A 24,810-nucleotide genomic window follows, 5' to 3' on the forward strand; every position below is an offset into this window, starting at 1 on the left:
GGCGACGATCAGCAGGTTGCCGACGGCGTGGTCGTGCAGGTCGCCGCGGCTGGAGAAGCGGTGCCGTGTCCTGCCGCTGCCCGTGACCGGCATGCGCCGTGAAGAACGCGCCGCCGGCACCTCTTGAACCGCCCCCTCAGCCAGAAAGCCGAGAACATGCCCTCTCAAGAAGTGAACCTGAACGTCGAGGTCGAAATCCACGACCCCGGTACGGCCGTTCTGGCCATCGGCGGTGAACTGGACATCGATACCGCGACCTTCCTGCATCACCACTTGGCGAATCAGTTCCTTCACGGCCGGCACCATCTCGTGCTGGACCTCTCGTCCTTGCAGTTCGTGGACTCATCGGGAATGAACGTGCTGATCAAAGCCGCTCGGGAAGCCCGGGAAGGAGGGGGCGACCTGCGCCTCGTCGCCCCCGCCCCTGCGGTCCGGCGCCTTCTCGAACTCACGGGGCTGAGCCTCATGACACCGATCCACGCCGATCTCGAAGAGGCACTCGGCCGGCCCGGGATCCCCGCACAGGCGCCCGCCACGGGCAGGGACGACAGAAGCCGGCAATAGAGCCGGCCTCGTGGAGAGCGCCGAGGTCACGACACCTCGATACCGATGAGGCAGGTGTCGTCGTCGGTGTCCGAACTGCTGTGGGTGAGCAGGCGGTCGAGCCGGCGCTCCAGGGTCTGGGCCGGTGCCTGCGCCGTGACGAGCAGCTGGGTGAGGGACTCGTGGACGGCGGTGTCCCTGCGCTCGATGAGGCCGTCGGTGTACATCAGCAGGGTGTCGTGCGGTTCGAGCTGGAGCTCGGCCTCTTCGTACTCGGCTTCCGCGAGGGCGCCCAGGAGAAGCCCTCGCGGCAGGGGCAGCGTGGTGGCCTCGTGCTCCCGTACCAGCACGGGCGGCAGGTGGCCTGCCCTGGCCCAGCGCATGACGCGGGTCTCCGGGTCGAAGAGGCCGCACACCGCGGTGGCGGTGACCTGTCCGGTGAGGTGGTGCGCCACGATGTTCAGCCAGGACAGCAGCTGGCCCGGTCCCGCGCCGGTGACGGCGAGGCCGCGCATGGCGTTGCGCAGGACCACCATGCCTGTGGCCGCGTCGATGCCGTGGCCGGCGATGTCTCCGACGCAGAGCAGTATCCGCTTGGACGGCAGGACGACGGCGTCGTACCAGTCACCGCCCACCAGGGACTCCGTCTCCGCCGGCCGGTAACGTACGGCGATCTGCAGGCCGGGGGCGTCGAGCGGCGCCCGGGCCGGCGGCATGATGGCGTGCTGGAGCTGCAGGGCCAGCCGGTTGCGCTCGGCCGACTCCTGTTCGGTGTGGGCGAGTTGGTCGCGGGTGGCGGCGAGCGCCACCTCGGTCCAGTGCTGGGAGGAGATGTCCTGGTAGGCGCCACGTACCGCGAGGAGCCGGTCGTCGGCGTCGAGGACGGGTTCGGCGATGACCCGGATGTGACGGGTCACTCCGTCGGGACGCATCAGGCGGAAGGCCGTCGAGGCCGGGCGCCGGTGGTGGAGGACTGCCTGCAGGAAGCGGCTGATGGTGACGGCGTCGTCCGGGTGCGCGTGGTCGGTGAGATCCTGCAGGGACACCGGCTCTTCGGTGGCCGGCCGCCCGTACAGGGCGAAGAGCTGCCCGTTCCAGGTGATCTCGCCCGTCACCAGGTTCTCCTCGAAGCCGCCGATGCGGCCGAGGCGCTGCGCGTGCTGCAGCAGGCTGGCAAGCCGGGCCGTCTCGTCCTCGATGCGCCAGATGAGCAGGACGCTGCCGCCGTGCCGGCTGATGCTGAGGTCGGCGACGGACGCGAGCGGCACCTGGTCGACGAGGGCGGTCAGCGTCATCCGCTGCGCACGGAACGGCTCGCCGGTGGCGTAGACGCGTTCGATCTTCCCGAAGAGTTCGCTGTCGTCGGCGGCCATGGGGTAGGCCTCCAGCAGCAGGGCCCCGTTGACGGCGCTGCGGGGGCGCCCCGCCGGGTCCACGAAGTTGCTGTTCACATGGCGGATCCGGAAGTCGCTGAGATGGCCTTCCGCACCGAGGTGCGGCGTGAGGACGAGCGCGGGGTCGTACAGCCCGTCGGAGAGGTCCACCAGCTCGGAGACGTCGGCCAGTTCCCGCGCGGAGGGAAGGTGCATACCGGTGGTGGGCAGGCTTTCGAGTGTGTGGGCGCACAGCTCGGCCAGGGCTTCGATCTGGCGCTCGATGGCCGGTGACTGCGGGGGGAGCTGCTGGGGCCAGCAGATCTCCAGTACGCCGTGTATGCGGCCGCCGGTCCCGGCGGGCAGCGCGACACGGCCGCCGTTCGGGGTCTGCTTGTGGCCGATGGAGGGAACACCGGCCTCGGCGAGGGAGGGGATCCGGACGGTACGGCGTTCGCCGAGGGCCTGGCGGGCGACGGTCGCCACACCGGGCGGTACGTACCGCCAGCGTCCCGCTTCGTCGGCGCTGAACCCGGCGTGACCGCAGAGGGTGAGGGAGGCGTCCGAGCCGACGGTCCAGACGGCGACGGCTGTGGCTCCCAGCGGGGCCAGCGCGTGTTCGAGCAGCGATCCGGCCACGGTCTGGGTGTCCCCGGCGGCCAGCGCGGCGCTTTCGGCGGTGCGCAGGCGCACGGCGACGGACGGGCCGGCTCCCCCGCCGTACGGGTCGTCGCCGCCCGTCCGCCGGACGAAGTCACCGGTGATGCCGACGACATGGTCCCGGGCCGACTGGTTGATGATGTCCGCGGCCAGCTCCAGCTGGGACAGACCGGCCTGGTCGGCGAGTTCTCCGAGCTGTCGCGCCGCCTGGGCCGGACCGCACCCGAGCCGCTCGATCAAGATGCCCTTGGCGAGTTCGACCAGGGCGCGGCCGTCGGCCGCGGCGTGCGCCGCCTGCACCTCCCCGCGAAGCCGTTCGACGGTGGCGGCCAGCCGGCCGACCACGGAGGCCCGGCCGGGCAGAGGCTCCTCGCCGGGCCCGGCGGGGAGCCCGGCGGACGACTGCGGGGCAACGTCTTCCGCGCCGGGATCCGCGGGGTGTTCAGAAGTAGGAGTACTCATGGTGTTGCTGACTCCTCGGTGCTTCGGCTGGGTACCGCAGGGCGGGCGCGGGGTGGCTGCTGACAGTCGGCGAAGGCCACTTCTGGCTAATTGTCCAGCCATCGGCGCACGCATGCGATGAGGTCGTTGGCGTCCACCGGCTTGGTGACGTAGTCGCTGGCGCCGGCGGCGAGGCTCTTCTCCCGGTCCCCCGGCATCGCCTTCGCGGTGACCGCGATGATGGGCATGCTCGCGTGCGCGGGCATCTGCCGGATCTCGGCGGTCGCCTCGTAGCCGTCCATCTCCGGCATCATCACATCCATCAGGATCAAGTCGATGTCCGGGTGTTCGGCGAGTGCCTCGATCCCCTTCCGGCCGTTCTCCGCGTGCAGGACCTTGATGCCGTGGAGTTCCAGGATGCCGCTGAGGGCGTAGAGGTTGCGGGCGTCGTCGTCGACGACGAGCACGGTACGGCCGTGCAGAGCGGCGTCGACGGTCCGCGGGGCGCGCTGGCGGGTCTCCTCGGTCCGCACCAAGGGCACGACGGCCCCCGGCTGCTCGGCCGACAGGTGCAGTGCGATGCGTTCGCGCAGTTCGTCCAGGCTGGAGAGCAGCTCCAGCGGCCTCTGGCTGGCTCGGGACTGGAGTGCCCGCTCGTGCGCCGCGTCCAGACGGCGGTTGTTGTGTGCGAGCACGGGGACGCTCCTGAGCGCGGTGTCGCCGTCCATCGCGTTCAGGAAGCGCAGGGCTTCGCCGTCGGCCATGTCCAGTTCCAGGACCACGCAGTGGAACGGCTCGGCGGCAAGGGCGCCGGCGGCTTCCTGGGGGCCCACCGCCGCGATGACCTCGATGTCCTCGCGGTCGGCGAGGTCGTAACTGCCGGCGAGTTCGGCCACCGCGCTTTCGGCGACGAGGGAGAGCAGCCCGCGCGGGCGCTTCTCGATCACGAGCAGGCGGCGCGGCCTGCGCGGCTGCGGGGGCGCAGCGGTCCGGGCGCGCTGCCCGCTCCCGGCTGCCGCCCCGGCGTCCTGACCGGTCTCCGCCGTGCCGGCCGTCTGCTCCTGGATGTCGGTGCGTGCGACGGGCAGGTAGAGGGTGAAGACACTGCCCTGGCCGGGAGTGCTCTCGGCCGTGAGGGCGCCGCCGAGCAGGTGCGCGATCTCGCGGCTGATGGACAGCCCCAGCCCCGTGCCCCCGTACTTGCGGCTGGTGGTGCCGTCCGCCTGCTGGAAGGCCCCGAAGATGACCTCGAGCTGCTGCTCGGCGATGCCCACGCCGGTGTCCTGGACGCGGAAGGCCACCACGGGGCCGCCCCGGCGGACGGAGCCGGGGATCTCGTCGCCGGCTGCCTGTTCGATGCGCAGCTCCACACTGCCGCGCTCGGTGAACTTGACCGCGTTGGACAGCAGGTTCCGCAGGACCTGGCGGAGCCGGGAGTCGTCGGTGAACAGGTCGACCGGTACGCCGGGTGCGGTGGTGATCGTGAAGTCGAGGCTCTTCTGGGTGGTCATGGGCCGGAAGGTGGCCTCGACGTATTCGAGGAGCTGCCGCAGCGCGACGCGTTCCGGGTGGACGTCCATCTTTCCCGCCTCGACCTTCGACAGGTCGAGGATGTCGTTGATCAGCTGCAGCAGGTCGGACCCCGCCGAGTGGATGATGCCCGCGTACTCGACCTGCTTGGCCGTGAGGTTGCGGTTCGGGTTCTGGGCGAGCAACTGGGCGAGGATCAGCAGGCTGTTGAGCGGAGTCCGCAGTTCGTGGCTCATGTTGGCCAGGAACTCGGACTTGTACTTGGAGGCCAGCGAGAGCTGCTGGGCGCGGTCCTCGAGCTCCTGCCGCGCCTGCTCGATCTCCAGGTTCTTGCCCTCGATGTCGCTGTTCTGAGCGGCCAGCAGGGCGGCCTTCTCCTCCAGTTCCGCGTTGGAGCGCTGGAGTTCCTCCTGCTGGACCTGCAGCTCCTCGGAACGCGACTGCAGTTCGGCGGCGAGCCGCTGCGATTCGCCGAGCAGCTCGTCGGTACGGGCGTTGGCGACGATGGTGTTGACGTTGACGCCCACCATCTCCATGAGCTGTTCCAGGAAATCCCGGTGGACGGGGGTGAAGGCGGTGAACGAGGCCAGTTCGATGACGCCGAGGACCTGGTCGTCGACGACGATCGGCAGCACGATCAGACTGCCCGGTGTCGTCCGGCCGAGTCCGGAGGAAATGCTGACGTAGTCGCCGGGCACCCCTTCGGCGGCGATGGTGCGGCGGCTGCGCGCCGCCTGGCCGACGAGGGATTCGCCCAGTCTGAAGCGGTCGTGGCCGGCGCCGGCGGGACGCCCGTACGAGCCGACGAGTCTGAGCTCGGTACCGTCCGGGGTCTCCTCCGCGAGGTAGAAGGCGCCGTACTGGGCGCAGACCAGCGGGGTGAGCTCGTCCATGATCAGCTCGCCGACCAGGGCCAGGTCGCGATGGCCCTGCATCAGGCCGGAGATCCGGGCCAGGTTGGACTTCAGCCAGTCCTGTTCCTGGTTGGCCCGGGTGGTCTCGCGCAGGGAGCCGACCATCGAGTTGATGTTGTCCTTCAGCTCCGCGACCTCACCGGAGGCGTCGACGGTGATCGACCTCGTCAGGTCGCCCTCCGCGACGGCGCTGGTGACCTCGGCGATGGCCCGCACCTGGCGGGTGAGGTTGCCGGCCAGCTCGTTCACGTTCTCGGTGAGACGCTTCCAGGTGCCGGAGACGCCCTCGACCTCGGCCTGGCCGCCGAGGCGGCCCTCGCTGCCCACCTCGCGGGCGACGCGGGTGACCTCGGCGGCGAAGGACGACAGCTGGTCGACCATCGTGTTGATGGTGGTCTTCAGCTCCAGGATCTCGCCGCGGGCGTCGACGTCGATCTTCTTGGACAGGTCGCCGTTGGCGACGGCGGTGGTGACCAGGGCGATGTTGCGGACCTGCCCGGTCAGGTTGTTCGCCATGGAGTTGACGTTGTCGGTGAGGTCCTTCCAGGTGCCGGCGACGTTCGGCACGCGGGCCTGGCCACCGAGCTGCCCTTCGGTGCCGACCTCGCGCGCCACGCGGGTGACCTCGTCGGCGAACGCGGACAGGGTGTCCACCATCGTGTTGATGACCTCGGCCAGCGCGGCGACCTCGCCCTTGGCCTCGACCGTGATCTTCCGCGACAGGTCACCGCGCGCCACGGCGTTGGCCACGTCGGCGATGGAGCGCACCTGGCCCGTCAGGTTGGAGGCCATCACGTTGACGTTGTCGGTGAGGTCCTTCCAGGTGCCGGAGGCGCCCCGTACGGTCGCCTGTCCACCGAGGTTCCCCTCGGTGCCCACCTCACGGGCGACACGGGTGACCTCGTCGGCGAACGCGGACAGCTGGTCGACCATCGTGTTGATGGTCTCCTTCAGCTCCAGGATCTCGCCGCGGGCGTCCACCCGGATCTTCTGGGTGAGGTCTCCCTGCGCGACGGCCGTCGTGACCTCGGCGATGGAGCGCACCTGGGCGGTCAGGTTGTCGCCCATGACATTGACCGACTCGGTGAGGTCCTTCCAGGTGCCGGAGACCCCCTTGACGTCGGCCTGGCCGCCGAGCCGCCCCTCCGTACCCACCTCACGGGCGACACGCGTCACCTCGTCGGCGAACGCGGACAGCTGGTCGACCATCGTGTTGATGGTCTCCTTCAGCTGAAGGATCTCGCCCCGCGCGTCGACGCCGATCTTCTGCGACAGGTCGCCCTGGGCGACCGCCGTGGCGACCTGGGCGATGGAGCGCACCTGGGCGGTCAGGTTGCCCGCCATGAAGTTCACGGAGTCGGTCAGGTCACGCCAGGTGCCGGAGACCCCCTTGACGTCGGCCTGGCCGCCGAGCCGCCCCTCCGTACCCACCTCACGCGCCACACGCGTCACCTCGTCGGCGAACGCGGACAGCTGGTCGACCATCGTGTTGATGGTCTCCTTCAGCTCCAGGATCTCGCCCCGCGCGTCCACGTCGATCTTCTGCGACAGGTCGCCCCGGGCCACCGCGGTGGCCACATGGGCGATGTCGCGGACCTGCGTCGTGAGATTGCCCGCCATCGCGTTCACCGAGTCGGTCAGGTCCGCCCAGGTGCCGGATACGCCCGGGACCTCGGCCTGACCGCCCAGTGTTCCTTCGGTGCCGACCTCGCGGGCGACCCGGGTCACCTCGGACGTGAACAGCGACAGCTGGTCGACCATGCCGTTGAACACGGTGGCGATCTCACCGAGCAGGCCGTCCGCCTCGTCGGGCAGGCGCGTGCCGAAGTCCCCGTCGCGTACCGCGGTGAGCCCGTCCAGCAGCTGCCGCAGCTCCGGCTCCCCCACCTTGCCGGTTCCGCGTGCCCGTGTCCGCTGTACTGGACGCGAGTTCCCGACTGTCGTCTCAGCCATGACCAATCCTCGTTGTGCTCACCGGGCACCCCCGCCGAAGGGACAGGACACCGTCACGGCCCTCGATCAGGGCCGCCCTCCCCCTGCGCCGCACGTCCCCGATCAGGGATCGTTGCCGTGCGACAAAAGTACGAAGCAGAGTACCCCGACACCGCTCGCCGGAGAAGCGGCGCTGATCTCCGGGGCACGACGCCGGGCGGATCCGGGTCGTTTCCTCCCCGTCGGCGGGCACGCCCTCGCGTCAGCGGCGCTTGGATTTCTCCGGTCCTTTTCCCCCTTGCCGTTTTCCGTCGCCGGGAGGGATCACGTCCTTGCCGGCCTTGGCCTTCTTCGGACCGTTTTCCCCGCTTCCGCCTTTCTTGGCGTCACTGCCCTGCGGGCGTTCGTCTCCAGCGCCTCCGGGCGGCCTGTGGGGAGCACGGCTGTTCCGGGCGTGCTCCTCGCCGGACCGGCCCGCGTTCTCGCCGGGCTCCGGACTGTCCTGGCCGGCCTGGCTTCCCTGGCTTCCCGGGCTTTCCGGGCTGCCCTGGCCGCGGGACGCACCGGAGGAGGCGGTGTCTGCCGGCGCACCGGCGGACGGCCTGGTGGTGGTGTGCCGTACGGGACCGGGCGCCGAGGAGCCGGCGGAGGGCCCCCTCGCGGTGTGCGATGCGGACTCGGGCGCACGGGGAGTCGGCGCCTCCTGCCCGCTCGTGCCACCGGGCAGGAGGGCAGTGGTGGTGAGGACGGCGCCGAGCAGGGCCGCGAGCGCGGTGCCGCTGACGAGCAGCGTGCGCGTACGCCGGACCCGCGGTGCCTTCGCGGGCTGCCGCGGCGTCTTCTCTCTCGTGGTGGCCGGGCCGGGAGAAAGCCGGTCGTCTCCCGTCTCGTCCCCTTCGCCCGCGAGGTGGTGTACGGATTCGGCCGACGCGGTGGCGGGGTCGAGGGCGATGTCCGTCAGGGCGGCGGCGCACGCCTGTGCGTCCGGCCGGGCGCCCTCGTCCTTGGACGTCATGTCACGCAGAAGGCCGGCCAGGGCAGGGGGCACGCGGGAGGGGATGACCGGCGGCCGGTGCAGGCGGGCTATCGCCGCTTCCAGGGGCGGTCCGCTGTATTCGAGTTCGCCTTTGAGGCATTCGAGCAGAACGAGCCCGAGTGCGTACACGTCCGCCGCAGGACCGGCCCCGGTGCCGAGGACCTGCTCGGGTGCGAGGTAGGCGGCCGTACCGACGAGGGCGCCGGGAACGGTGTGGGACGTGGCGTCGACGAGGCGGGATATGCCGAAGTCCGTGAGGTAGGGCCTGCCGTCGGCCTCCAGCAGGATGTTGGAGGGTTTGACGTCCCGGTGCACGATGCCCGCAGCGTGCACATGGGCAAGGGCGCGGGCCAGGCGGACGCCGAGCCGGACGGCGGACAGCGGTGTCATGGGGGCGGTCGCGATCTTCTGCCGCAAGGTGGCGCCCCGGACCAGCTGCATGACCAGGTACGGATGGTTCTCGTGCCGTCCGGCGTCGTAGACGGTGACGAGCCCCGGATGGTGCAGGCGTGCGAGCAGCACGGCCTCGTCACGGAATCGTTCCTCGAAGACCGCGTCGGCGCCGGGCCGGAACATCTTCACCGCCACGGGCCGTCCGAGACGCAGGTCGGTCCCCTGGTACACGTCCGCCGTACCGCCTCTGCCCAACAGCTCGTCGAGCCGGTAGCGGTCGGCGAGAGTGCCGTGGGCACTCTTTGTGCCGGCCATGTCGGCCGGCGTACGGCTCGTCATCGAGACTCCTGCGGGTGAAGCGACACCAATGTGCGCGCACGGACGTCCAGCACGCTTCTCCGGGTACCCCTTGCGCCATCCCGCATCCATGGACGGACAGGTCGACGGTGCCGGGTCCGGACCGGTGCGTCCGCCGTCCGGAATCGTAGTGGTCCGGCACGCCGGTGTGTGCCCCACGGACTCCCGTCGGCCTCCGGCCTCTTCGTGCGGAGCGTCTGCGTCCGGAGACGGCCGGCAGGAGCCGTGCCGAGCTCCGGGCCGTCTTCCGGTGTCACGCCGACGTCGCGGCGGGACCGAAGGGTGGACCAGCGACTGGGGACGGATTCGCTCCCGGTCCGGCCGGTTGTCGCCTTCTCCCTTCGTCGCGAGTCGAGGACGGCACGACGTTGACCTTTTGGGATAGTTTGATCAGATCTATTCGCTTCATTCCTCTATACGGAGGTTTTCGTGGCCACTCTCACTGTGTGGAAGTTCGCGTCACCCGAAGCGGCAGCTGACGTCGAGTCGACTCTGCAGTCGCTCCAGAAGCAGCAACTGGTGAGGATTCTTGATGCCGCTGTCGTCAGCTGGCCCCAGGACAAGCCCAAGCCGGCTACGAAGCAACTGCACAACCTCGTCGGTGCTGGAGCGCTGACCGGCACCTTCTGGGGCATGCTCTTCGGCCTGCTGTTTCTCGCTCCCCTGCTGGGCGCGGCGATCGGAGCGGCCGCGGGAGCCCTCGGTGGGAAGTTCACCGACATCGGCATCGACGACGACTTCATCAAAGAAGTCAAGGAACAGATCACTCCGGGTACCTCGGCTCTGTTCCTGATGACGCAGGAGGCGAAGACGGACCGCGTCAAAGAAGCCCTGCCCGAGCACACGGCAGAGCTCATCCACAGCAACCTGGACGCGCAGACGGAGACAAAGCTGCGGGAACTCTTCTCCGAGTAGAGGCGCCTGTACGGCGTACCACTCGGCGCGGGCCGGCTCGGAAACCGGCTCGGCGACCGCCGTGGGGAAACGCGCCGGGCCGGGGGCGCGGGCGACCCGGCGCCTGTCAGCAACGGTGTACGGGTGTACGGCCGGGGGCCGGTCATACCGCGTCAGAAGTCCACGGGTTCGCGGATGAGCGGGCAGGTCATGCAGTGTCCGCCGCCTCGGCCGCGGCCGAGTTCGGCGCCGACGATGGTGATGACTTCGATGCCCGCCTTGCGCAGGAGAGTGTTCGTCTGCGTGTTGCGGTCGTAGGTGAAGACGACGCCCGGTTCGAGCGCGACGGCGTTGTTGCCGCTGTCCCACTGCTGCCGCTCGGATGCGTACACGTCGCCGCCGGTCTCGATCACCCGCATCGTGGCCAGGCCGAGGGCCTTGGTGACGACATCGACGAAACCGCGGGAGCCTTCGTCGGTGATCTCGATGCCGGGTGACCTGTCACTGGGACGCAGCGAGAAGGTGTGCACGGCGTCCATGATTTTCGGGTAGAGGGTGACGACGTCGCGGTCGGCGAAGGTGAAGACGGTGTCGAGGTGCATCGCGGCCCGGAGCTTGGGCATGCCCGCGACGACGACGTGCTGGGCCGCGCCGTTGTCGAACAATGATGCGGCTACCTGGGTGATCGCTTGGCGGGAGGTGCGCTCGCTCATGCCCATGAGGACGACACCGTTGCCGACCGGCATGATGTCGCCGCCTTCGAAGGTGGCCTGGCCCCAGTCCTGTTCCGGGTCGCCCCACCACACGGCGCTGCCCGCGAAGTCGGGATGGAACCGGTAGACGGCCTTCATCAGCAGTGTCTCGTCGTGACGGGCCGGCCAGTACAGCGGGTTGAGCGTGACACCCCCGTACAGCCAGCACGTGGTGTCGCGGGTGTAGAGGGTGTTCGGCAGCGGTGGCATCAGGTACTCGCGGACGCCCGTCGACTCGCGGGAGAGCGCCACATAGCCGGAGCGGTACTCCTGCGGGAGGTCGGCGGTGGCCAGGCCGCCGATCAGGTACTCGGCCAGTTTTCGCGGTTCGAGCGTCTCCAGGAACGCGCGGGTGCCGTCCATGAGGCCGATACCGACCTGGTTGGCGGTGATTTTGCGGTCGAGGAGCCACGACCTGGCCTCGGGAATCGCCACGGTCTCGGCCAGCAGGTCGTGCAGTTCGACGACTTCGACGTCCCGCTGACGGAGCTTGTTGACGAAGTCGGCGTGGTCGCGCTGGGCGTTGTCGACCCACATCACGTCGTCGAACAGCAGGTCGTCGGAGTTGGTGGGGGTGAGACGACGGTGTGCGAGCCCGGGCGCGCACACCAGGACCTTCCGCAACTTGCCGACCTCGGAGTGGACGCCGAGGCCGGCCCCGGCAGTGGTGGTGTCGTTGCTCGTCATGGCGGGGGCGCCTTTCCGGAGGATGCGGCGAAGCGGGACAGGGTGGTCGGGCCGGGTCTCACAGCTCGATCCAGCCGGCGGCCAGGGCAGTGATGCCCGCGACGGCACCGATGACCGAGACAGCGCAGAGGACGCCTTCGGCCGGTGAGAACAGGCGCCTGTTCTGTTCGCGGCGGGCCTTGACGAACAGGAGGGTGGCCGGTGCGTAGAGGATGAAGGAGACCAGGACGAATTTGAGGCCGGCCGCGTAGAGCAGGAACGCGGTGTAGAGGGTGGCGAGGACGGCCACGATCAGTTCACGCCGGGTGCTCCGGCCTTCCACTGCCGGATTCCCGGGCGGTTCGTGGGCCACCTTCACCGCGAAGGCCGCGGCGAGCAGGAACGGGATGAGACTGAGCGAACTGGTCAGATCGAGGGCGAAGTTGAACGCGTCGTCGGAGAACATCGTCACGACGAGGACGGCCTGGCTCAGTGCCGTGGTCATCAGCAGGGCGGGGACGGGCACGTCGGCGGCGGTGGAGCGGCGCAGGAAGCGGGGCATGTCGTCGTCCTTCGCGGCGACGAACAGCACCTCCGCGGCCATCAGGGCCCAGGCCAGGTAGGCGCCGAGGACGGAGATGACCAGGCCGGCGCTGACGAAGACCGTGCCCCAGGTCCCGACCGCCGCCTCCAGCATGCCCGCCATCGACGGCTGGCGCAGTTCGGCGATCTCGTTCATGGGCAGCAGCCCGTACGACACGATGGTGACCGAGGCGAAGACAGCGAAGACGCTCAGGAACCCCAGGACGGTGGCCCGCCCGACATCCTCGCGGCGTTTGGCGTGCCGGGAGTACACACTGGCTCCCTCGACGCCCAGGAAGACGAAGACGGTGGCCAGCATCGTGCCGCGGACCTGGTTGAACAGGGAGCCCGCGTAGTCCGCACCGCCGAAATTGCCGGCGAGGACGGAGGGTTCGAAAAAGAAGAGCGCCAGGATGACGAAGACGACGATGGGTACGATCTTCGCCACCGTCACGATCCTGTTGATCGCGGCCGCTTCCTTCACGCCCCGCCGGATCAGGAGAAAGAACGCCCACAGGCCGGCGGAAGAGAGAACCACCGCGAGGACGGTGTCGCCGTCGCCGAGAGCCGGGGCCACGGCGCCGATCGTCGACATGATGAGCACCCAGTAGGTGACATTGCCCACGCACGCGCTCGCCCAGTAGCCGAAGGCCGAGAAGAAGCCGAGGTACTCGCCGAACCCCGCCTTCGCGTAGGCGTAGACGCCCGCGTCGAGGTCGGGTCTGCGCACCGCGAGGGTCTGGAAGACGAAGGCGAGCATCAGCATGCCGAGGCCGGCGACCGTCCAGGCGATCAGCGCGCCCGCGACACCGGTCTCCAGCGCGAAGCGCCGCGGCAGGGAGAACACACCGGCGCCGACCATCGAGCCGACCACCATCGTGGTGAGTGTCAGCAAGGTCAGCTTGGCTGCCGGCGGTGACCCCTCGTTCACGGTGCCCGCGCTGGTATCTGCGTTGGTCATTGCCACCTCGTCGACGCGCCGCAATCATGGCTGCCGGCTGCTGGGCGGGAAGCCGCGGCCGGACCCTGCGGCCTCCTCCCCGGCCGGTTTCCTCTGCACGATCTTGTCGTGGACCAGAACACGCTATTTTCATCAATGAATTCCGATTTGATCCAATCGGCACACCCTGATGGCGGATGGCGCTCCGAGGTCCGGGGGAAGACCGGTGGCGCCGGCCGCCGGCCGGCCGGCGAGCGCCTGGACCGGGGCGGGGCAGGCGGCAACTGCCCGGCGGGAAGCCGCGCGGCGGGCCGTGCACGTCCGACCGGTGCCGGTGGGCGGGTCCCCTCACCGGCTGCGGGTGCCCGGGGCGCATCGCGCGGCTAATGTCGAAGAGCACGTCGAGCAGCTGGGAGGCGTTCCGTGCCTGACGCCGCCTCCTTCAGCGCCGGTCCTGCCGGACGGACGCCCTCGTTCCGGGGGACACCATGGCCGGCGGTGCCTCGTATGTCCCGATTCACCGGAAAGGGCGTGGTCCGCGTGGCCCGGAACCGCCGTCTGATTCTGAGCTCGCCGTCCGAGGTCTGGAGTCTGCTGTCCGACGGCCATCGCTACGGAGAGTGGGTGACGGGGACCCAGCAGGTTCTCGCCGTGGACCCGCACTGGCCAGAAGTAGGCGCCCGCCTGCGAGTCCGGGTCGGGGCCGGCCCCCTGACCCTCGACGACACCTGCGTCGTCCGCATCTGCGAACCGCAACACCGCCTGCAACTGGAAGCGAAGGCAGGCCCCTTCGGCGCGGCCCGCATCGCCATGAACTTGATTCCCTGGGGCGGGAGCACCCTCTTCGTCCTCGACTGGCACCCCCTCCGGGGCCCCGGCACCCGGATGCACGGACTCCCCGTGGACTACGTGGTCGCGGTCCGCAACGGCATGATGCTGACGAAGCTGGCCCGGATCGCGGTGCGTGAGCGCGGCGGAACCGCTTGAAACGCCTCGCAGAACACCCGCGCCGGTGTCGCTGCCGGCGCGAGCAGGACGCGCCGCGAGGCGATGACGCGCCCGGCCCTCCTGCGCGCCGGACAGCGGGATGCCGATCTCGGCCGGTTGCGCGGTGCGCGTGTGTGCGGCGAAGCGGTGCGCAGCCGGCTGCCCCATCCCGGCATGGGGCTCCGCGGCGGAGCCGGTGGGCGTACGTGCCCGAGACGAGGGAGAGGCCGCGCAGATCACGACGGCCGTACTGGAGACTCCGGCCCACCGCATCACCCCCGGAGAGGCCGAGGACCTGGCGGCCCAGCTGCCGGCGCCGTGCTGAACACGCTCGCCGAGGCCGTTTCACCGGGTGAGCTCAACCAGGTCATCGGTCGGCTCCCCTCCGGCCACGCCGTCCTGTTCGGCAAACCCGGCCCGAGCGGCTGGACCGGCCTTCACCCCCGCCGGGGCACCATGCGGCCGAAGGCGGTCCGGATCCGGTCGTGACGCTCGACGTCGGCCCATACGTCCGTGGGGTGCGGGCGTGAGACGTACCAGGCCCAGGCGCCGGCGCCAAGGCCGGCCATCAGCGGTATGAGCAGCCAGGTCAGTGCAGCCACAGTGGTCTCCCTTCGCATCGCTTCCGGAGGGTGGTCCGCCCGGTGCGCCGGGCCGAAGCAGAAGTAAGCGGCGGCAGCGGTGGGCCCTGCGGCTCGATGGCGGCCGCAGGGCCCGTGCCATGAACGCCCCGCTCCTGGGACGGCGCCCATTGACGAGTCAGGACTGAAGCTCCTTGCGGGCACCGCCGCTGATCTCGATCTTGCGGGCCTTGGCCTGCTCGGCGACCGGGATGCGCAGGCTCAGCACACCTGCGTCGTACGTCGCCTCGATGTGCTCCGTGTCCAGGGTCCCGCCGAGGAAGAGCTGCCTGGTGAACGTGCCGGTGGGCCGCTCGGAGATCAGGACCTCAGCACCTTCCTTGGCCAGCGGCTTGCGTTCGGCCTGGACGGTCAGCACATCCCGCTCGACCTTCAGGTCCACGGAGTCGGGGTCGATGCCCGGCAGGTCGAGCTTGACCCAGACCGAGCCGTCCTCGCGCCAGGCGTCCATGGGCATCGCCGCAGGGCGCTGCACTTCGTTGAAGAGCTGCTGCGTGAGTCGGTCCAATTCACGGAAGGGATCGGTCCGCATCAGCATCTGATCATCGCCTCCTCGTGTCGTTCGTCGTCGAGGTCTGTTCACTTCCGGCACTTCTTATATAGCTCGCACCAGACAAGTTGACAAGGCTCGACTCAACTTTTTTTCGTCTTCTTCCCCGGTGCAGCGGTTTGGGCAGGTGGTGGGAGAACCAGCTGAGCGGGCCCGGCGTCGGCTGGGTCTCGTGGTGGCAGTACAGGCAGGTCAGGTCGCGTCGGCAGGGATCACCGCGCAGTCCGGTCAGCCCGGCGCCGGACTCGAGGCGGAGCAGCAGCCAGTGACCGGTCCGCTTCTCCCGGTGGCGGGCCGGCCACCCCCGGTGTATCCGGGTGTACGGGCCCCTGCCTCCCGTCGTCCCGTGAGCCGCCGGTGCCCGGGTCCCCTCGGGGCGTTCGCGGCACGCCGCGTCTGCGGTCGGTGCCACCGGCACCGCACCCCAAGGTTCGGTTCCCGAAGGAGACACCATGGCACGGGTGGTGCTGGAGGGCAGCGACATCGTCGTCCGCCTGTCCTGGTTCGAGAAACCGGCCGCGCGCCGCCGCGGGGTGCGCGCCCCCGGGCCCCCTTCGGCGGCCTGGCGGTGTCCGACCCCCACTCCGAGGAGGCGTGGCGAGCGCTGCGCCCCCTGGTACCCCGCGACCGCCTGAGCTGAACGTGCTCTGTGGGGCCTCCACCCGCGGCAAGGGTGGGGCTGCCATCGACAACGCCCCTGCCGGTGATGCGGTCGATGGGTGACGACGGCCGCAGGCCGGCGCAGACCCGCTCCGGCGCGCGGTCACCTCCGTTTGCCCTTGCAGGACACAGCCCGCCGCGGCCGAGCGGCAGGAGGCGACCGCGCCCGGCCCGCACCAGCCCCGACGCGAGGGGGCCGGGCTGATGGCCAGTCAGTAAAGTCGGCGCGGAGCCTGCATCGATCCGCCCGAAGACGGTTACACGCAACAACGGCTGCACATAGGCTGTCCTCACCGGGATCTCCGCTGACCTGGCAGTACGCAGCCCTGGAGCCGATCCGGCAGAGCTAGGAGCCGCCCCGTGTTCTACTACGTGCTCAAGTACGTCCTTCTGGGGCCGCTGCTGAGGCTGCTCTTCCGGCCGAGGATCGAGGGGCTCGACCACGTCCCCGACGACGGGGCCGCGATCGTGGCGGGGAACCACCTGTCGTTCTCCGACCACTTCCTGATGCCCGCGATCATCAAGCGGCGCATCACCTTCCTCGCCAAGGCGGAGTACTTCACAGGACCCGGGCTCAAGGGCCGGCTGACCGCCGCGTTCTTCCGCAGCGCGGGACAGATCCCCGTCGACAGGTCCGGCAAGGACGCGGGGAAGGCGGCGATCCGCGAGGGTCTCGGAGTGCTGAGCAAGGGCGAACTGCTGGGCATCTATCCGGAGGGCACCCGCTCGCACGACGGCCGGCTCTACAAGGGCAAGGTCGGGGTCGCCGCGATGGCGCTCAAGGCGCAGGTGCCCGTGGTGCCGTGCGCGATGGTGGGTACGTTCGAGATCCAGCCGCCGGGGCAGGTCGTGCCGCGCATCAAGCGCGTCACCATCCGGTTCGGGGAGCCGCTGGACTTCTCGCGGTACGCGGGCATGGAGAACGAGAAGGCGGTGCTCCGCGCGGTCACCGACGAGATCATGTACGCGATCCTCGGTCTGTCCGGGCAGGAGTACGTCGACCGGTACGCGGCCGAGGTCAAGGCGGAGCAGGCGCAGGAACGGGCGAAGAAGTTCCCGCGGAAGCTGCGCTGACGGCGAATCAGCGGACGGCGAACGGGCCCCCGCCGACAGGCCCCCGCACATAGCGTCCCTTGCATGACCAAGGGAAGCGCGTTCGTCATCGGAGCGACAGGACAGATCGGGCGGGCCGCCGTGCGGGCGCTCGCCGAGGACGGCTGGGACGTGAGAGCCGCATCGCGCGGCGGTGACCGTGACGAGACCTGGCCGCAGGAGGTACGGGCGGTGGCGGTCGACCGGGAGGACGACACGGCGCTGGCGGCGGCGCTCGGCGACGGCTGCGACGTACTGGTGGACATGGTCGCGTTCGAGGAGAGGCACGCGGCGCAGCTGACGGCGCTGGCGGACCGGATCGGTTCCGCGGTCGTCATCTCCAGTGGCGCCGTCTACGAGGACGACGAGGGCCGCAGCTTCGACACGCAGGACGAGCCCGACGGGTTCCCGCAGTACCCGGTGCCGATCCGCGAGACCCAGGCGACCGTGGCACCGGGCGACGCGACGTACGGCACCAGGAAGATCGCCATCGAGCGGCACCTGCTGGCCGCCGGCGACCGGATGCCGACGACCCTGCTGCGCGCGGGCGCGGTCCACGGGCCGTACTGCCGGACTCCGCGCGAGATCCACTTCGTCAAACGGGCGCTGGACGGACGGCCGGTGCGGGTCCTGGCGTACGGCGGACTCAGTCAGTTCCACCCGGTGCACGTCTCCAACCTCGGGGAGCTGATCCGGCTGGCGGCGGCGCGGCCCGGCTCCCGGGTGCTCAACGGGGGCGACCCGGACGTGCCGACGGCCGCGGAGATCAGTACGGCGATCGACGCCGTCATGGGGGTGGAGAGCGAGCTGGTGATCGTGGACGGGCCCCCGCCGCACGACGGCATCGGCGAGACCCCCTGGGGGCCCGACCGCCCCATCGTCTACGACATGTCGGCCGCCGAGCGCGAGCTGGGGTACCGGCCGGTGACGACGTACACCGAGTCGCTGCCCGCCACCGTGGACTGGCTGGCCGCCCAGCTGCGTGCCCGGGACTGGCGGGAGGCGTTCCCGAAGCTGTCGGCCAGATACGGCCCCGGCGACGGTCCCTTCGACTACGCGGCGGAGGACTCCTGGCTCACCCGCCGGTAGGCGCGGGGAACGCGAGAAGACCGAGAAGGGGGGCGGCCCGGATCCCCGGCCGCCCCCCTCTTTCTCACCTGTTCCGGCCCGTCGGGCCCTACGGCTTCGGCGTGGCGTGCGGGGCGCACGTCACATCGCGGCTGCCGGTCTTCCCGGTGAGCAGGTAGGTGTCGACCCGGTCGTTGACGCACGGGTTGACGATCCCGGTGACGCCGTGCGAGCCGGCGCCCTTCTCCGTGATCAGACGCGAGCCCTTGAAGCGCTTGTGCAGCTCGACGGCGCCCTCGTACGGAGTGGCGGCGTCACGCTCGGCCTGCACGATCAGGACCGGCGGCAGCCCCTTGCCGGACTTGACGTTCAGCGGGGTCTGCTGCTTCGACGACCAGGTGGCGCAGGGCAGGTTCATCCAGGCGTTGGCCCACGTCATGAACGGGTGGTCCCGGTGCAGCCTGGTGTTGTCCCGGTCCCAGGTCTTCCAGCTGGTGGGCCACTTGGCGTCCGCGCACTCGACGGCCGTGTAGACGGCGTTGCCGTTCTCCGACGCGGCGTTGCCCGCGGTGTCCGACAGGTCGGGGGCGATCGCGTCGACGAGCGCCTGCGTGTCACCCGCGACGTACTTGCTCCAGGTCTTGGCGGTGGACGCCCAGGCGGAGTCGTAGTACGGCGCGCTCTGGAAGAAGCCGATGAGCTCGGCGGGGCCGACGACGCCGCCGAGCGGGTTCTTCTTGGCGGTGGCGCGCAGCTTCACCCACTGCTGCTCGACCTTCTCGGGGGTGTCGCCGAGGTGGTAGGTGGCGTCGTTCTCGGCGACCCACGCCTTCCAGTCGTTCCAGCGCATCTGGAAGGCGACGTCCTGGTCCAGGTTGGCCTGGTACCAGATCTTCTCCTTCGACGGGTTGACCACGCTGTCGACGACCATGCGGCGGACGTGGCCCGGGAACAGCGTTCCGTAGACCGCGCCGAGATAGGTGCCGTACGAGACGCCGAGGAAGTTCAGCTTCTTCTCGCCGAGCGCGGCGCGGACGACGTCCAGGTCGCGTGCGGTGTTCGGGGTGGTCATGTGCGGCAGGATCCAGCCGCTGCGCTCCTGGCAGCCGTCCGCGTACTCGGCGGCGAGCTTGCGCTGGGCGCGCTTGTCGGCCTCGCTGTCGGGCACCGGGTCGAGCTTCGGCGCCTTGACGAACTCCTGCGGGTCGACGCAGGAGATGGGCGAGGAGTGCCCGACGCCGCGCGGGTCGAAGCCCACGAAGTCGTACGCCCGGGCCATCTTCGTGTAGACCGGGTTCTTCTTGGTGACCCGGGTCGGGAACCGCAGGCCCGAGCCGCCGGGGCCGCCCGGGTTGTAGAGCAGCGCGCCCTGGCGGTCTTCCGCGGAGCCGGTGTTGCCGATGCGGTCGACGGCGATCTTTATCTTCCGGCCGTTGGGCTTGGCGTAGTCGACCGGGACGGTGACCCAGCCGCACTGGATGGGCTTCTCGAGGCCCCAGTCGGCCGGGCAGTCGCGCCAGTCGATGCCCGCCTTCGCCGCGCGGTCGGCGGCGATCTGCACGCCGCGCGCCTCGGACGTGCCGGTGTGGCGGTCCTGGGCGCCGGCCGTCGGCGCGGCTATCGCGCCGGCCAGCAAGGTGCCCGCCATGAGAGTGCCGGCCGAGCCGAGAGCTGCTGTGCGCCTCAAGTGGTGCCTCCCCCTGTGAGTGTGGTGCCGTGGTGACGGCAGCGATCAGTGATCAGTGGTCGTGGGTGTATGGGCGCATCCTGTCGCCTGAAGAGCCCTCAGCAACAGGTCGTACTGGTGTTTCTTTACCAATCCCATAACCGGAGACCCGTGTCCCGCTGAGCGGTGCACATGGCGGTCACCCAAATGTCTGAAGTGCCCCGTCCAGTACGCCTCGCAGCCGCAGCGCGTCGGCCGCCACCGCCGTGACCAGCACGGCGGGCCCGGCGAGTGCGGTGAGGACCGCATTATCGCCAAGAAGGCGGCTTTCAGGCTTTCTGTCCTCAAAGTCGGGGTGTACGACGAGGAGTTGGCCGGTCGCCCGGTGTCCGCCGAGCACCGCTCCCCCGTCCCAGCCGCCGGGCGCCCCCGGGCCGTACGACAGCTCCTGGTCCAGCAGCGGGCGGCCGGCCCGCTGGACGGTGAGGCGGGTGGTGAGCGTGCCGGGCTCCTCGCCGTACCTGCCGAGGATCTGCTCCTCGCGCAGGACCAGGCGGGCGGAGGCGGCGAGCTCGACACGGGTGGTCATGCGCAGGTCGCTGCCGCGGGCCGAGATGAGCGGTTCGGGCAGCCAGCGCAGGTCCGCGTCCGCTCCGGCCGTCAGCCGTACGTCGTAACGGGCGGGCAGGCCGCCGCGGCCGGGCAGGGCGACGGTGGCCGCGGCCGAGTCGACGGTGAGCGCGGCGCCGCCCCGCACGTCGGCCTCGACGGCCAGCCGGTCGCCGCCCAGCGGCGCGCTCATCGCGCCGACGACGGTGACACGGGCGTACGCACCCGTGCCGCGCGTGCGGCGCAGGGCGAACGGCCCGTCGCTCTCCAGGACGGGCAGCCGCGTGCCGCCCCGGCCGTCGGGGGCGGCGGTGATCCTGGCCGTCGCCCCGACGCCCGCCACGCCGGTGCCCGCCGGCGCCGCGGTGGTCATGCGGACCAGGCGGCGAGCCGCTCGCGGACCCAGTCGGCCACCGGCTTCACTCCGCCTTCGGACGCCAACGAGGTGAAGGCGACCGGGAGTTCGCCGCGCTGCGCCTCGGCGTCGCGCGCCATGCGGCCGAGGTCGGAGCCGACGTACGGCGCGAGGTCGGTCTTGTTGACGACGAGGAGATCGGCCGTGGTGACACCGGGGCCGCCCTTGCGCGGGATGTCGTCGCCGCCCGCCACGTCGATGACGAAGACCTGCGCGTCGACGAGCCCCTTGGAGAAGGTGGCGGTGAGGTTGTCGCCGCCCGACTCGACCAGGATCAGGTCGAGCGGCCCGACCGCGTCCTCCAGGTCCTCGACCGCTTCGAGGTTGGCGGAGATGTCGTCACGGATGGCGGTGTGCGGACAGGCGCCGGTCTCGACGGCCTGGATGCGCTCGGGCGGCAGGACGGCGTTGCGGAGCAGGAATTCGGCGTCCTCGCGCGTGTAGATGTCGTTGGTGACGACGGCGATGGACAGCTCGTCGCGCAGTGCCCGGCAGAGGGCGGCGACGGTCGCGGTCTTGCCGGAGCCGACGGGGCCGCCGAGCCCGATGCGCAGGGCGCGCTTCGTGCCGTCGGGGCGGGCGGCGTCGGCGCTGACCGCCGTGGCGTGGCCGTGGGTGTGGTCGAGGTGCATGGTGCGGCTCCTATGCGGTGTTACGAGGCGAAGAGGCGTACGGGCCAGCCCGCGTGTGCCTGTGCCGTGATGTCCAGCAGCGGGGCGGAGGCGGCGGGCAGCGCGCCGGTGCCCTCGCCCCGGGCGCGGCGGGCGGCTTCGGCGGCGCGCCGCGCGACCTGGTCGAGTTCGGGCGTGAGGCGGGCGAGGACGGCGGTGGCCTCGAAGGGGTCCAGACCGAGCAGGCGTACCGCCGCGGTGGCGGGGCCGCTGACGGTCTCGTACGTGACGCAGTGCGCGGCGTCCTCGGGCCCGAGCCCCGCCGCGCGGGCGGTGACGCCGAGGACGACGGGCTGGTGCGCACCGCGCGGACGCGCGGCGGCCAGCGCGTCGAGCGCCTCGCACGGCCAGGTGGCGCGGGCGGCGCGCATCAGCTGCCGGCCCAGCTTGCGCGCCGTCGCCCGCAGGGCGGGTGAGGGCGTACGGGCGTCGGCGGCCTCGTCGAGTTCGAGGGCGTCGACGCCGAGGGCTGCCGCGGCGGCGAGCGCCGCGGCGGTGAGCCCGGTGGTGTGCAGACGGCCCCGGCAGAAGGCGGCGAGGCCCGCGGCGTCGCGGATGCGCCCCGCCTTGACGGCCGCTTCGGCACCGCCCGAGTGGGCGTGTCCCCCGGCGGGGAACCGCCCGTCCGCGAGAACGAGGAGGGCGGCCCGCGCGCCGGGCGAGGTGTGCTCGCCGTGAGTGGAGATGCCCATGGTCAGAAGAGGAAGTAACGCTGGGCCATGGGCAGTTCCGCGGCCGGCGCCGGCTCGACCGCGTCGCCGTCGATCGTCACCGTGAAGGTGTCGGGGTCGACCTCGACGCGCGGGAGTGCGTCGTTCTCGCGCATGTCGGCCTTGGTGACCCGCCGCGTGTTCCTGATGGGTACGAACCGCTTGCCGAGGCCCAGGCGTTCCGGCAGTCCGTCCTCGATCGCCGCCTCGGCGACGAAGTTGAACGAATTGGCGGCGGGGGCCCTGCCGAGCGCGCCGAACATCGGCCGGGGCAGCACCGGCTGCGGGGTCGGGATGGAGGCGTTGGCGTCGCCCATCTGCGCGTACGCGATCTGCCCGCCCTTGATGACGAGCTGCGGCTTGACGCCGAAGAAGGCGGGGTCCCACAGCACGAGGTCGGCGAGCTTCCCGCTCTCGACGGAGCCGATCTCGTGGTCGAGCCCCTGCGCGACGGCCGGATTGATCGTGTACTTGGCGACATAGCGACGCGCACGGTGGTTGTCGGCGCGTCCGTCGCCCGGCAGCGCTCCCCGGCGCTTCTTCATGACGTGCGCGGTCTGCCAGGTGCGCAGCGCGACCTCGCCGACACGGCCCATCGCCTGCGAGTCGGAGGAGATGATCGAGATGGCGCCGAGGTCGTGGAGGATGTCCTCGGCCGCGATGGTCGAGGGCCGGATCCGGGACTCGGCGAAGGCCAGGTCCTCCGGCACGGCCGGGTTGAGGTGGTGGCAGACCATCAGCATGTCGAGGTGTTCCTCGATCGTGTTGACGGTGTGCGGCCGGGTCGGGTTGGTGGAGCTGGGCAGGACGTGCGGCTCGGAGACGACCGTGATGATGTCCGGCGCGTGCCCGCCGCCCGCACCCTCGGTGTGGTACGCGTGGATGGTGCGCCCGGCGATGGCGGCGAGGGTGTCGCCGACGAACCCGGCCTCGTTCAGCGTGTCGGTGTGGATGGCGAGCTGGGCGCCCGTCTCCTCGCACACGCCGAGGCAGGCGTCGATGACGGCGGGCGTCGCGCCCCAGTCCTCGTGGATCTTGAATCCCAGTGCGCCGCCCCTCAGCTGGGCGTGCATCGCCTCGCGCGACATCGTGTTGCCCTTGCCGAGCAGTCCGATGTTGACGGGGTAGTGCTCCAGCGCCTCGAACATCCGGGCCAGGTGCCAGCCGCCGGGCGTGACGGTGGTGGCCTTGGTGCCCTCGGCGGGTCCGGTGCCGCCGCCGACGAGCGTGGTGATCCCGGAGGAGAGCGCTTGCTCGACGACGGTCGGAGCGATGAAGTGGACGTGCGCGTCGATGGTTCCGGCGGTGAGGATCTTGCCGTTGCCCGCGATGATCTCGGTCTCGGGCCCGATGACCAGGTCGGGGTGCACGCCGTCCATGGTGTCGGGGTTGCCGGCCTTGCCGATGCCGGTGATCCGCCCGTCGCGCAGGCCGATGTCGGCCTTGACGACGCCCCAGTGGTCGAGGATCACCGCGCCGGTGACGACGGTGTCGGGTGCGCCGTCGGCCCGGGCCGTACGGGCCTGGCCCATGGACTCGCGGATCACCTTGCCGCCGCCGAACACCGCCTCGTCACCGGCGCGTCCGGGCCCGCCGCAGCGGTCCTCCTCGATCTCGATCAGCAGGTCGGTGTCGGCGAGCCGGATGCGGTCACCGGTGGTGGGGCCGAACAGGTCGGCGTACACAGGGCGCAGGAGCTCAGGCATCGAGGGCACCTCCGGTCTCCCCGCGCAGACCGGCGACGATGCGCCGGCCGCCGACGGGGACGAGTTCGACGTCGACGGGGATGCCGGGCTCGAAGCGCACGGCGGTGCCCGCGGCGATGTTCAGCCGCAGGCCGCGGGCGGCGGCGCGGTCGAAGTCGAGACCGGGGTTGGCCTCGGCGAAGTGGTAGTGGGAGCCGACCTGGACGGGCCGGTCGGCGGCGTTCAGAACGGTGAGGCGGGTGACGGGCAGGCCGTCGTTGAGAGCCACGGGGGCGTCGGCGTACAGGATCTCTCCGGGGATCATCGGCTGCCGTTCCCCGTCAGGCGATCGGCTCGTGGACGGTGACGAGTTTGGTGCCGTCCGGGAAGGTCGCCTCGACCTGTACGTCGTGGATCATCTCCGGGATGCCCTCCATGACGTCGTCACGGGTGAGTACCTTGCGGCCCGACGACATGAGTTCGGCGACGCTGCGGCCGTCGCGGGCGCCTTCGAGGATGTGCGAGGTGATGAGGGCGATCGTTTCGGGGTGATTGAGTTTCACGCCGCGTGCGCGTCGTTTCTCCGCCACGTCCGCCGCCACATGGATGAGCAGTCTTTCCTGCTCGTGCGGGGTCAGTTGCACGCGTGCCACCTCCAGTTGTACCGCCGCGCCGCCCGTACGGGGGCAGACGGAGTCCAGCGCGTCTGCGAGGCCGAGGGGTACGGAACCACGGCTTCCATCTCGGGCGCAGCGGGACCATATCCAACTTCAACACTCTGTTGACCTGCGTTTTCTGGCCGCGCGGCCAGACATTGCACGTTAGAGCGGAAGTTTTTCCAACGCGTTAACTGGGCCTTTGCGCGTCCATGGTCATCAGCGCGTTCAGCCTGCTCCCGCCGACGGGGCCGGGGCCCGCGCCGACGGATCCGGGGCCCGCACCGCGGCCGGGGACCGCGTCGTATACAGCGCCGCGGCCGTCACACCCGCGGTCAGACCGGCGGTCTGGGCGAGACGGGCCATGGCTACTTCTCCTGCGTCTTC

General features: G+C 70.6%; 22 protein-coding genes and 1 pseudogene. 7 read left to right on the forward strand and 16 right to left on the reverse strand.

Features of this window, described 5'->3' with window-relative positions:
* The coding region (locus tag ACWD0Y_RS30280; protein WP_450263512.1) for a hypothetical protein at positions 1-267 on the reverse strand (267 nt) is incomplete at its 3' end.
* Here ACWD0Y_RS30280 and ACWD0Y_RS30285 point away from each other — a divergent pair.
* Positions 157-564, forward strand: coding sequence for an STAS domain-containing protein (locus ACWD0Y_RS30285; protein WP_450263494.1), 408 nt, complete (start codon positions 157-159; stop codon positions 562-564). The two genes, ACWD0Y_RS30280 and ACWD0Y_RS30285, sit on opposite strands and share 111 nt — an antisense overlap.
* 26 nt (positions 565-590) lie before the next feature.
* On the opposite strand, the gene ACWD0Y_RS30290 is transcribed toward ACWD0Y_RS30285, so the two are convergent.
* The 3 genes from ACWD0Y_RS30290 to ACWD0Y_RS30300 all read right to left on the reverse strand — a co-directional run bounded on the left by ACWD0Y_RS30290 (position 591) and on the right by ACWD0Y_RS30300 (position 9,161).
* Positions 591-3,038, reverse strand: a complete 2,448-nt coding sequence (locus ACWD0Y_RS30290; RefSeq protein WP_450263495.1) for a SpoIIE family protein phosphatase — start codon at positions 3,036-3,038, stop codon at positions 591-593.
* 86 nt (positions 3,039-3,124) lie between these two features.
* Positions 3,125-7,414, reverse strand: a complete 4,290-nt coding sequence (locus ACWD0Y_RS30295) for a HAMP domain-containing protein (RefSeq protein ID WP_450263496.1) — start codon at positions 7,412-7,414, stop codon at positions 3,125-3,127.
* 241 nt (positions 7,415-7,655) lie between these two features.
* The gene (locus ACWD0Y_RS30300) at positions 7,656-9,161 is read right to left on the reverse strand and encodes a protein kinase domain-containing protein (RefSeq protein ID WP_450263497.1); all 1,506 of its coding nucleotides are present in this window, start codon (positions 9,159-9,161) and stop codon (positions 7,656-7,658) included.
* A gap of 447 nt (positions 9,162-9,608) precedes the next feature.
* Here ACWD0Y_RS30300 and ACWD0Y_RS30305 point away from each other — a divergent pair, with 447 nt between their 5' ends.
* The gene (locus ACWD0Y_RS30305) at positions 9,609-10,094 is read left to right on the forward strand and encodes a DUF1269 domain-containing protein (RefSeq protein ID WP_450263498.1); all 486 of its coding nucleotides are present in this window, start codon (positions 9,609-9,611) and stop codon (positions 10,092-10,094) included.
* Between the two features lie 152 nt (positions 10,095-10,246).
* On the opposite strand, the gene arcA is transcribed toward ACWD0Y_RS30305, so the two are convergent.
* Positions 10,247-11,512, reverse strand: a complete 1,266-nt coding sequence (arcA, locus tag ACWD0Y_RS30310) for an arginine deiminase (RefSeq protein ID WP_450263499.1) — start codon at positions 11,510-11,512, stop codon at positions 10,247-10,249.
* A 58-nt stretch (positions 11,513-11,570) separates the two neighbouring features.
* A complete protein-coding gene (locus tag ACWD0Y_RS30315; RefSeq protein WP_450263500.1) occupies positions 11,571-13,034 on the reverse strand; it encodes a basic amino acid/polyamine antiporter in 1,464 nt (487 codons plus the stop codon).
* A 519-nt stretch (positions 13,035-13,553) separates the two neighbouring features.
* Here ACWD0Y_RS30315 and ACWD0Y_RS30320 point away from each other — a divergent pair.
* Together ACWD0Y_RS30320 and ACWD0Y_RS30325 are read left to right on the forward strand one after the other, a co-directional pair.
* Positions 13,554-14,000 (forward strand): SRPBCC family protein, encoded by a 447-nt coding sequence (locus ACWD0Y_RS30320; protein WP_450263513.1) that lies wholly within the window; start codon positions 13,554-13,556, stop codon positions 13,998-14,000.
* Between the two features lie 196 nt (positions 14,001-14,196).
* Positions 14,197-14,325 (forward strand): DUF2267 domain-containing protein, encoded by a 129-nt coding sequence (locus ACWD0Y_RS30325; RefSeq protein WP_450263501.1) that lies wholly within the window; start codon positions 14,197-14,199, stop codon positions 14,323-14,325.
* Positions 14,326-14,437: 112 nt separating this feature from the next.
* Here ACWD0Y_RS30325 and ACWD0Y_RS30330 read toward each other — a convergent pair whose 3' ends face one another.
* From ACWD0Y_RS30330 to ACWD0Y_RS30340, 3 genes and pseudogenes are all read right to left on the reverse strand, one after another.
* On the reverse strand, positions 14,438-14,602 hold the full coding sequence (locus ACWD0Y_RS30330) for a hypothetical protein (protein WP_450263502.1): 165 nt from the start codon (positions 14,600-14,602) through the stop codon (positions 14,438-14,440).
* A 157-nt stretch (positions 14,603-14,759) separates the two neighbouring features.
* The gene (locus ACWD0Y_RS30335) at positions 14,760-15,179 is read right to left on the reverse strand and encodes an Hsp20/alpha crystallin family protein (RefSeq protein WP_450263503.1); all 420 of its coding nucleotides are present in this window, start codon (positions 15,177-15,179) and stop codon (positions 14,760-14,762) included.
* Between the two features lie 118 nt (positions 15,180-15,297).
* Positions 15,298-15,456 (reverse strand): annotated as a pseudogene (locus tag ACWD0Y_RS30340) (lipase maturation factor family protein); the annotation flags it as partial.
* Positions 15,457-15,643: 187 nt separating this feature from the next.
* Between ACWD0Y_RS30340 and ACWD0Y_RS30345 the strand changes: the two are divergent.
* The 3 genes from ACWD0Y_RS30345 (at position 15,644) to ACWD0Y_RS30355 (ending at position 18,032) form a co-directional block, all read left to right on the forward strand.
* Entirely contained in the window at positions 15,644-15,826 is a 183-nt protein-coding gene (locus ACWD0Y_RS30345; RefSeq protein ID WP_450263504.1) for a hypothetical protein, read from the forward strand.
* Positions 15,827-16,211: 385 nt separating this feature from the next.
* Positions 16,212-16,925 (forward strand): lysophospholipid acyltransferase family protein, encoded by a 714-nt coding sequence (locus tag ACWD0Y_RS30350; RefSeq protein ID WP_450263505.1) that lies wholly within the window; start codon positions 16,212-16,214, stop codon positions 16,923-16,925.
* Positions 16,926-16,988: 63 nt separating this feature from the next.
* Entirely contained in the window at positions 16,989-18,032 is a 1,044-nt protein-coding gene (locus tag ACWD0Y_RS30355; protein ID WP_450263506.1) for an NAD-dependent epimerase/dehydratase family protein, read from the forward strand.
* An 88-nt stretch (positions 18,033-18,120) separates the two neighbouring features.
* Here the strand turns inward: ACWD0Y_RS30355 and ACWD0Y_RS30360 are convergent, their stop codons facing one another.
* The 7 genes from ACWD0Y_RS30360 to ACWD0Y_RS30390 form a co-directional block, all read right to left on the reverse strand.
* Positions 18,121-19,659, reverse strand: coding sequence for an alpha/beta hydrolase (locus ACWD0Y_RS30360; protein ID WP_450263514.1), 1,539 nt, complete (start codon positions 19,657-19,659; stop codon positions 18,121-18,123).
* Between the two features lie 217 nt (positions 19,660-19,876).
* Positions 19,877-20,659, reverse strand: coding sequence for an urease accessory protein UreD (locus tag ACWD0Y_RS30365; protein ID WP_450263507.1), 783 nt, complete (start codon positions 20,657-20,659; stop codon positions 19,877-19,879).
* Entirely contained in the window at positions 20,656-21,333 is a 678-nt protein-coding gene (gene ureG, locus ACWD0Y_RS30370; protein WP_450263508.1) for an urease accessory protein UreG, read from the reverse strand. The genes ACWD0Y_RS30365 and ureG overlap by 4 nt, the downstream gene beginning before the upstream one ends.
* A gap of 20 nt (positions 21,334-21,353) precedes the next feature.
* On the reverse strand, positions 21,354-22,064 hold the full coding sequence (locus ACWD0Y_RS30375; protein WP_450263509.1) for an urease accessory protein UreF: 711 nt from the start codon (positions 22,062-22,064) through the stop codon (positions 21,354-21,356).
* A 2-nt stretch (positions 22,065-22,066) separates the two neighbouring features.
* A complete protein-coding gene (locus tag ACWD0Y_RS30380) occupies positions 22,067-23,788 on the reverse strand; it encodes an urease subunit alpha (RefSeq protein ID WP_450263510.1) in 1,722 nt (573 codons plus the stop codon).
* Entirely contained in the window at positions 23,781-24,092 is a 312-nt protein-coding gene (locus ACWD0Y_RS30385) for an urease subunit beta (protein ID WP_450263511.1), read from the reverse strand. The genes ACWD0Y_RS30380 and ACWD0Y_RS30385 overlap by 8 nt, the downstream gene beginning before the upstream one ends.
* 16 nt (positions 24,093-24,108) lie before the next feature.
* Complete coding sequence (locus ACWD0Y_RS30390; RefSeq protein WP_093803703.1) at positions 24,109-24,411, reverse strand: urease subunit gamma; 303 nt, start codon at positions 24,409-24,411, stop codon at positions 24,109-24,111.
* Between the last annotated feature and the right edge of the window lie 399 nt (positions 24,412-24,810).

It is taken from the genome of Streptomyces altiplanensis, from assembly GCF_053591575.1.

Excerpts from the sequence above, each read along its gene's own strand:
- arcA (WP_450263499.1), bottom strand. The coding sequence starts at position 11,512 with ATGACGAGCAACGACACCACCACTGCCGGGGCCGGCCTCGGCGTCCAC.
- ACWD0Y_RS30290 (WP_450263495.1), bottom strand. The coding sequence starts at position 3,038 with ATGAGTACTCCTACTTCTGAACACCCCGCGGATCCCGGCGCGGAAGAC.
- ACWD0Y_RS30295 (WP_450263496.1), bottom strand. The coding sequence starts at position 7,414 with ATGGCTGAGACGACAGTCGGGAACTCGCGTCCAGTACAGCGGACACGG.
- ACWD0Y_RS30315 (WP_450263500.1), bottom strand. The coding sequence starts at position 13,034 with ATGACCAACGCAGATACCAGCGCGGGCACCGTGAACGAGGGGTCACCG.
- ACWD0Y_RS30300 (WP_450263497.1), bottom strand. The coding sequence starts at position 9,161 with ATGACGAGCCGTACGCCGGCCGACATGGCCGGCACAAAGAGTGCCCAC.
- ACWD0Y_RS30345 (WP_450263504.1), top strand. The coding sequence starts at position 15,644 with ATGGCACGGGTGGTGCTGGAGGGCAGCGACATCGTCGTCCGCCTGTCC.
- ureG (WP_450263508.1), bottom strand. The coding sequence starts at position 21,333 with ATGCACCTCGACCACACCCACGGCCACGCCACGGCGGTCAGCGCCGAC.
- ACWD0Y_RS30335 (WP_450263503.1), bottom strand. The coding sequence starts at position 15,179 with ATGCTGATGCGGACCGATCCCTTCCGTGAATTGGACCGACTCACGCAG.
- ACWD0Y_RS30285 (WP_450263494.1), top strand. The coding sequence starts at position 157 with ATGCCCTCTCAAGAAGTGAACCTGAACGTCGAGGTCGAAATCCACGAC.
- ACWD0Y_RS30355 (WP_450263506.1), top strand. The coding sequence starts at position 16,989 with ATGACCAAGGGAAGCGCGTTCGTCATCGGAGCGACAGGACAGATCGGG.
- ACWD0Y_RS30365 (WP_450263507.1), bottom strand. The coding sequence starts at position 20,659 with ATGACCACCGCGGCGCCGGCGGGCACCGGCGTGGCGGGCGTCGGGGCG.
- ACWD0Y_RS30360 (WP_450263514.1), bottom strand. The coding sequence starts at position 19,659 with ATGGCGGGCACCTTGCTGGCCGGCGCGATAGCCGCGCCGACGGCCGGC.
- ACWD0Y_RS30385 (WP_450263511.1), bottom strand. The coding sequence starts at position 24,092 with ATGATCCCCGGAGAGATCCTGTACGCCGACGCCCCCGTGGCTCTCAAC.
- ACWD0Y_RS30375 (WP_450263509.1), bottom strand. The coding sequence starts at position 22,064 with ATGGGCATCTCCACTCACGGCGAGCACACCTCGCCCGGCGCGCGGGCC.
- ACWD0Y_RS30380 (WP_450263510.1), bottom strand. The coding sequence starts at position 23,788 with ATGCCTGAGCTCCTGCGCCCTGTGTACGCCGACCTGTTCGGCCCCACC.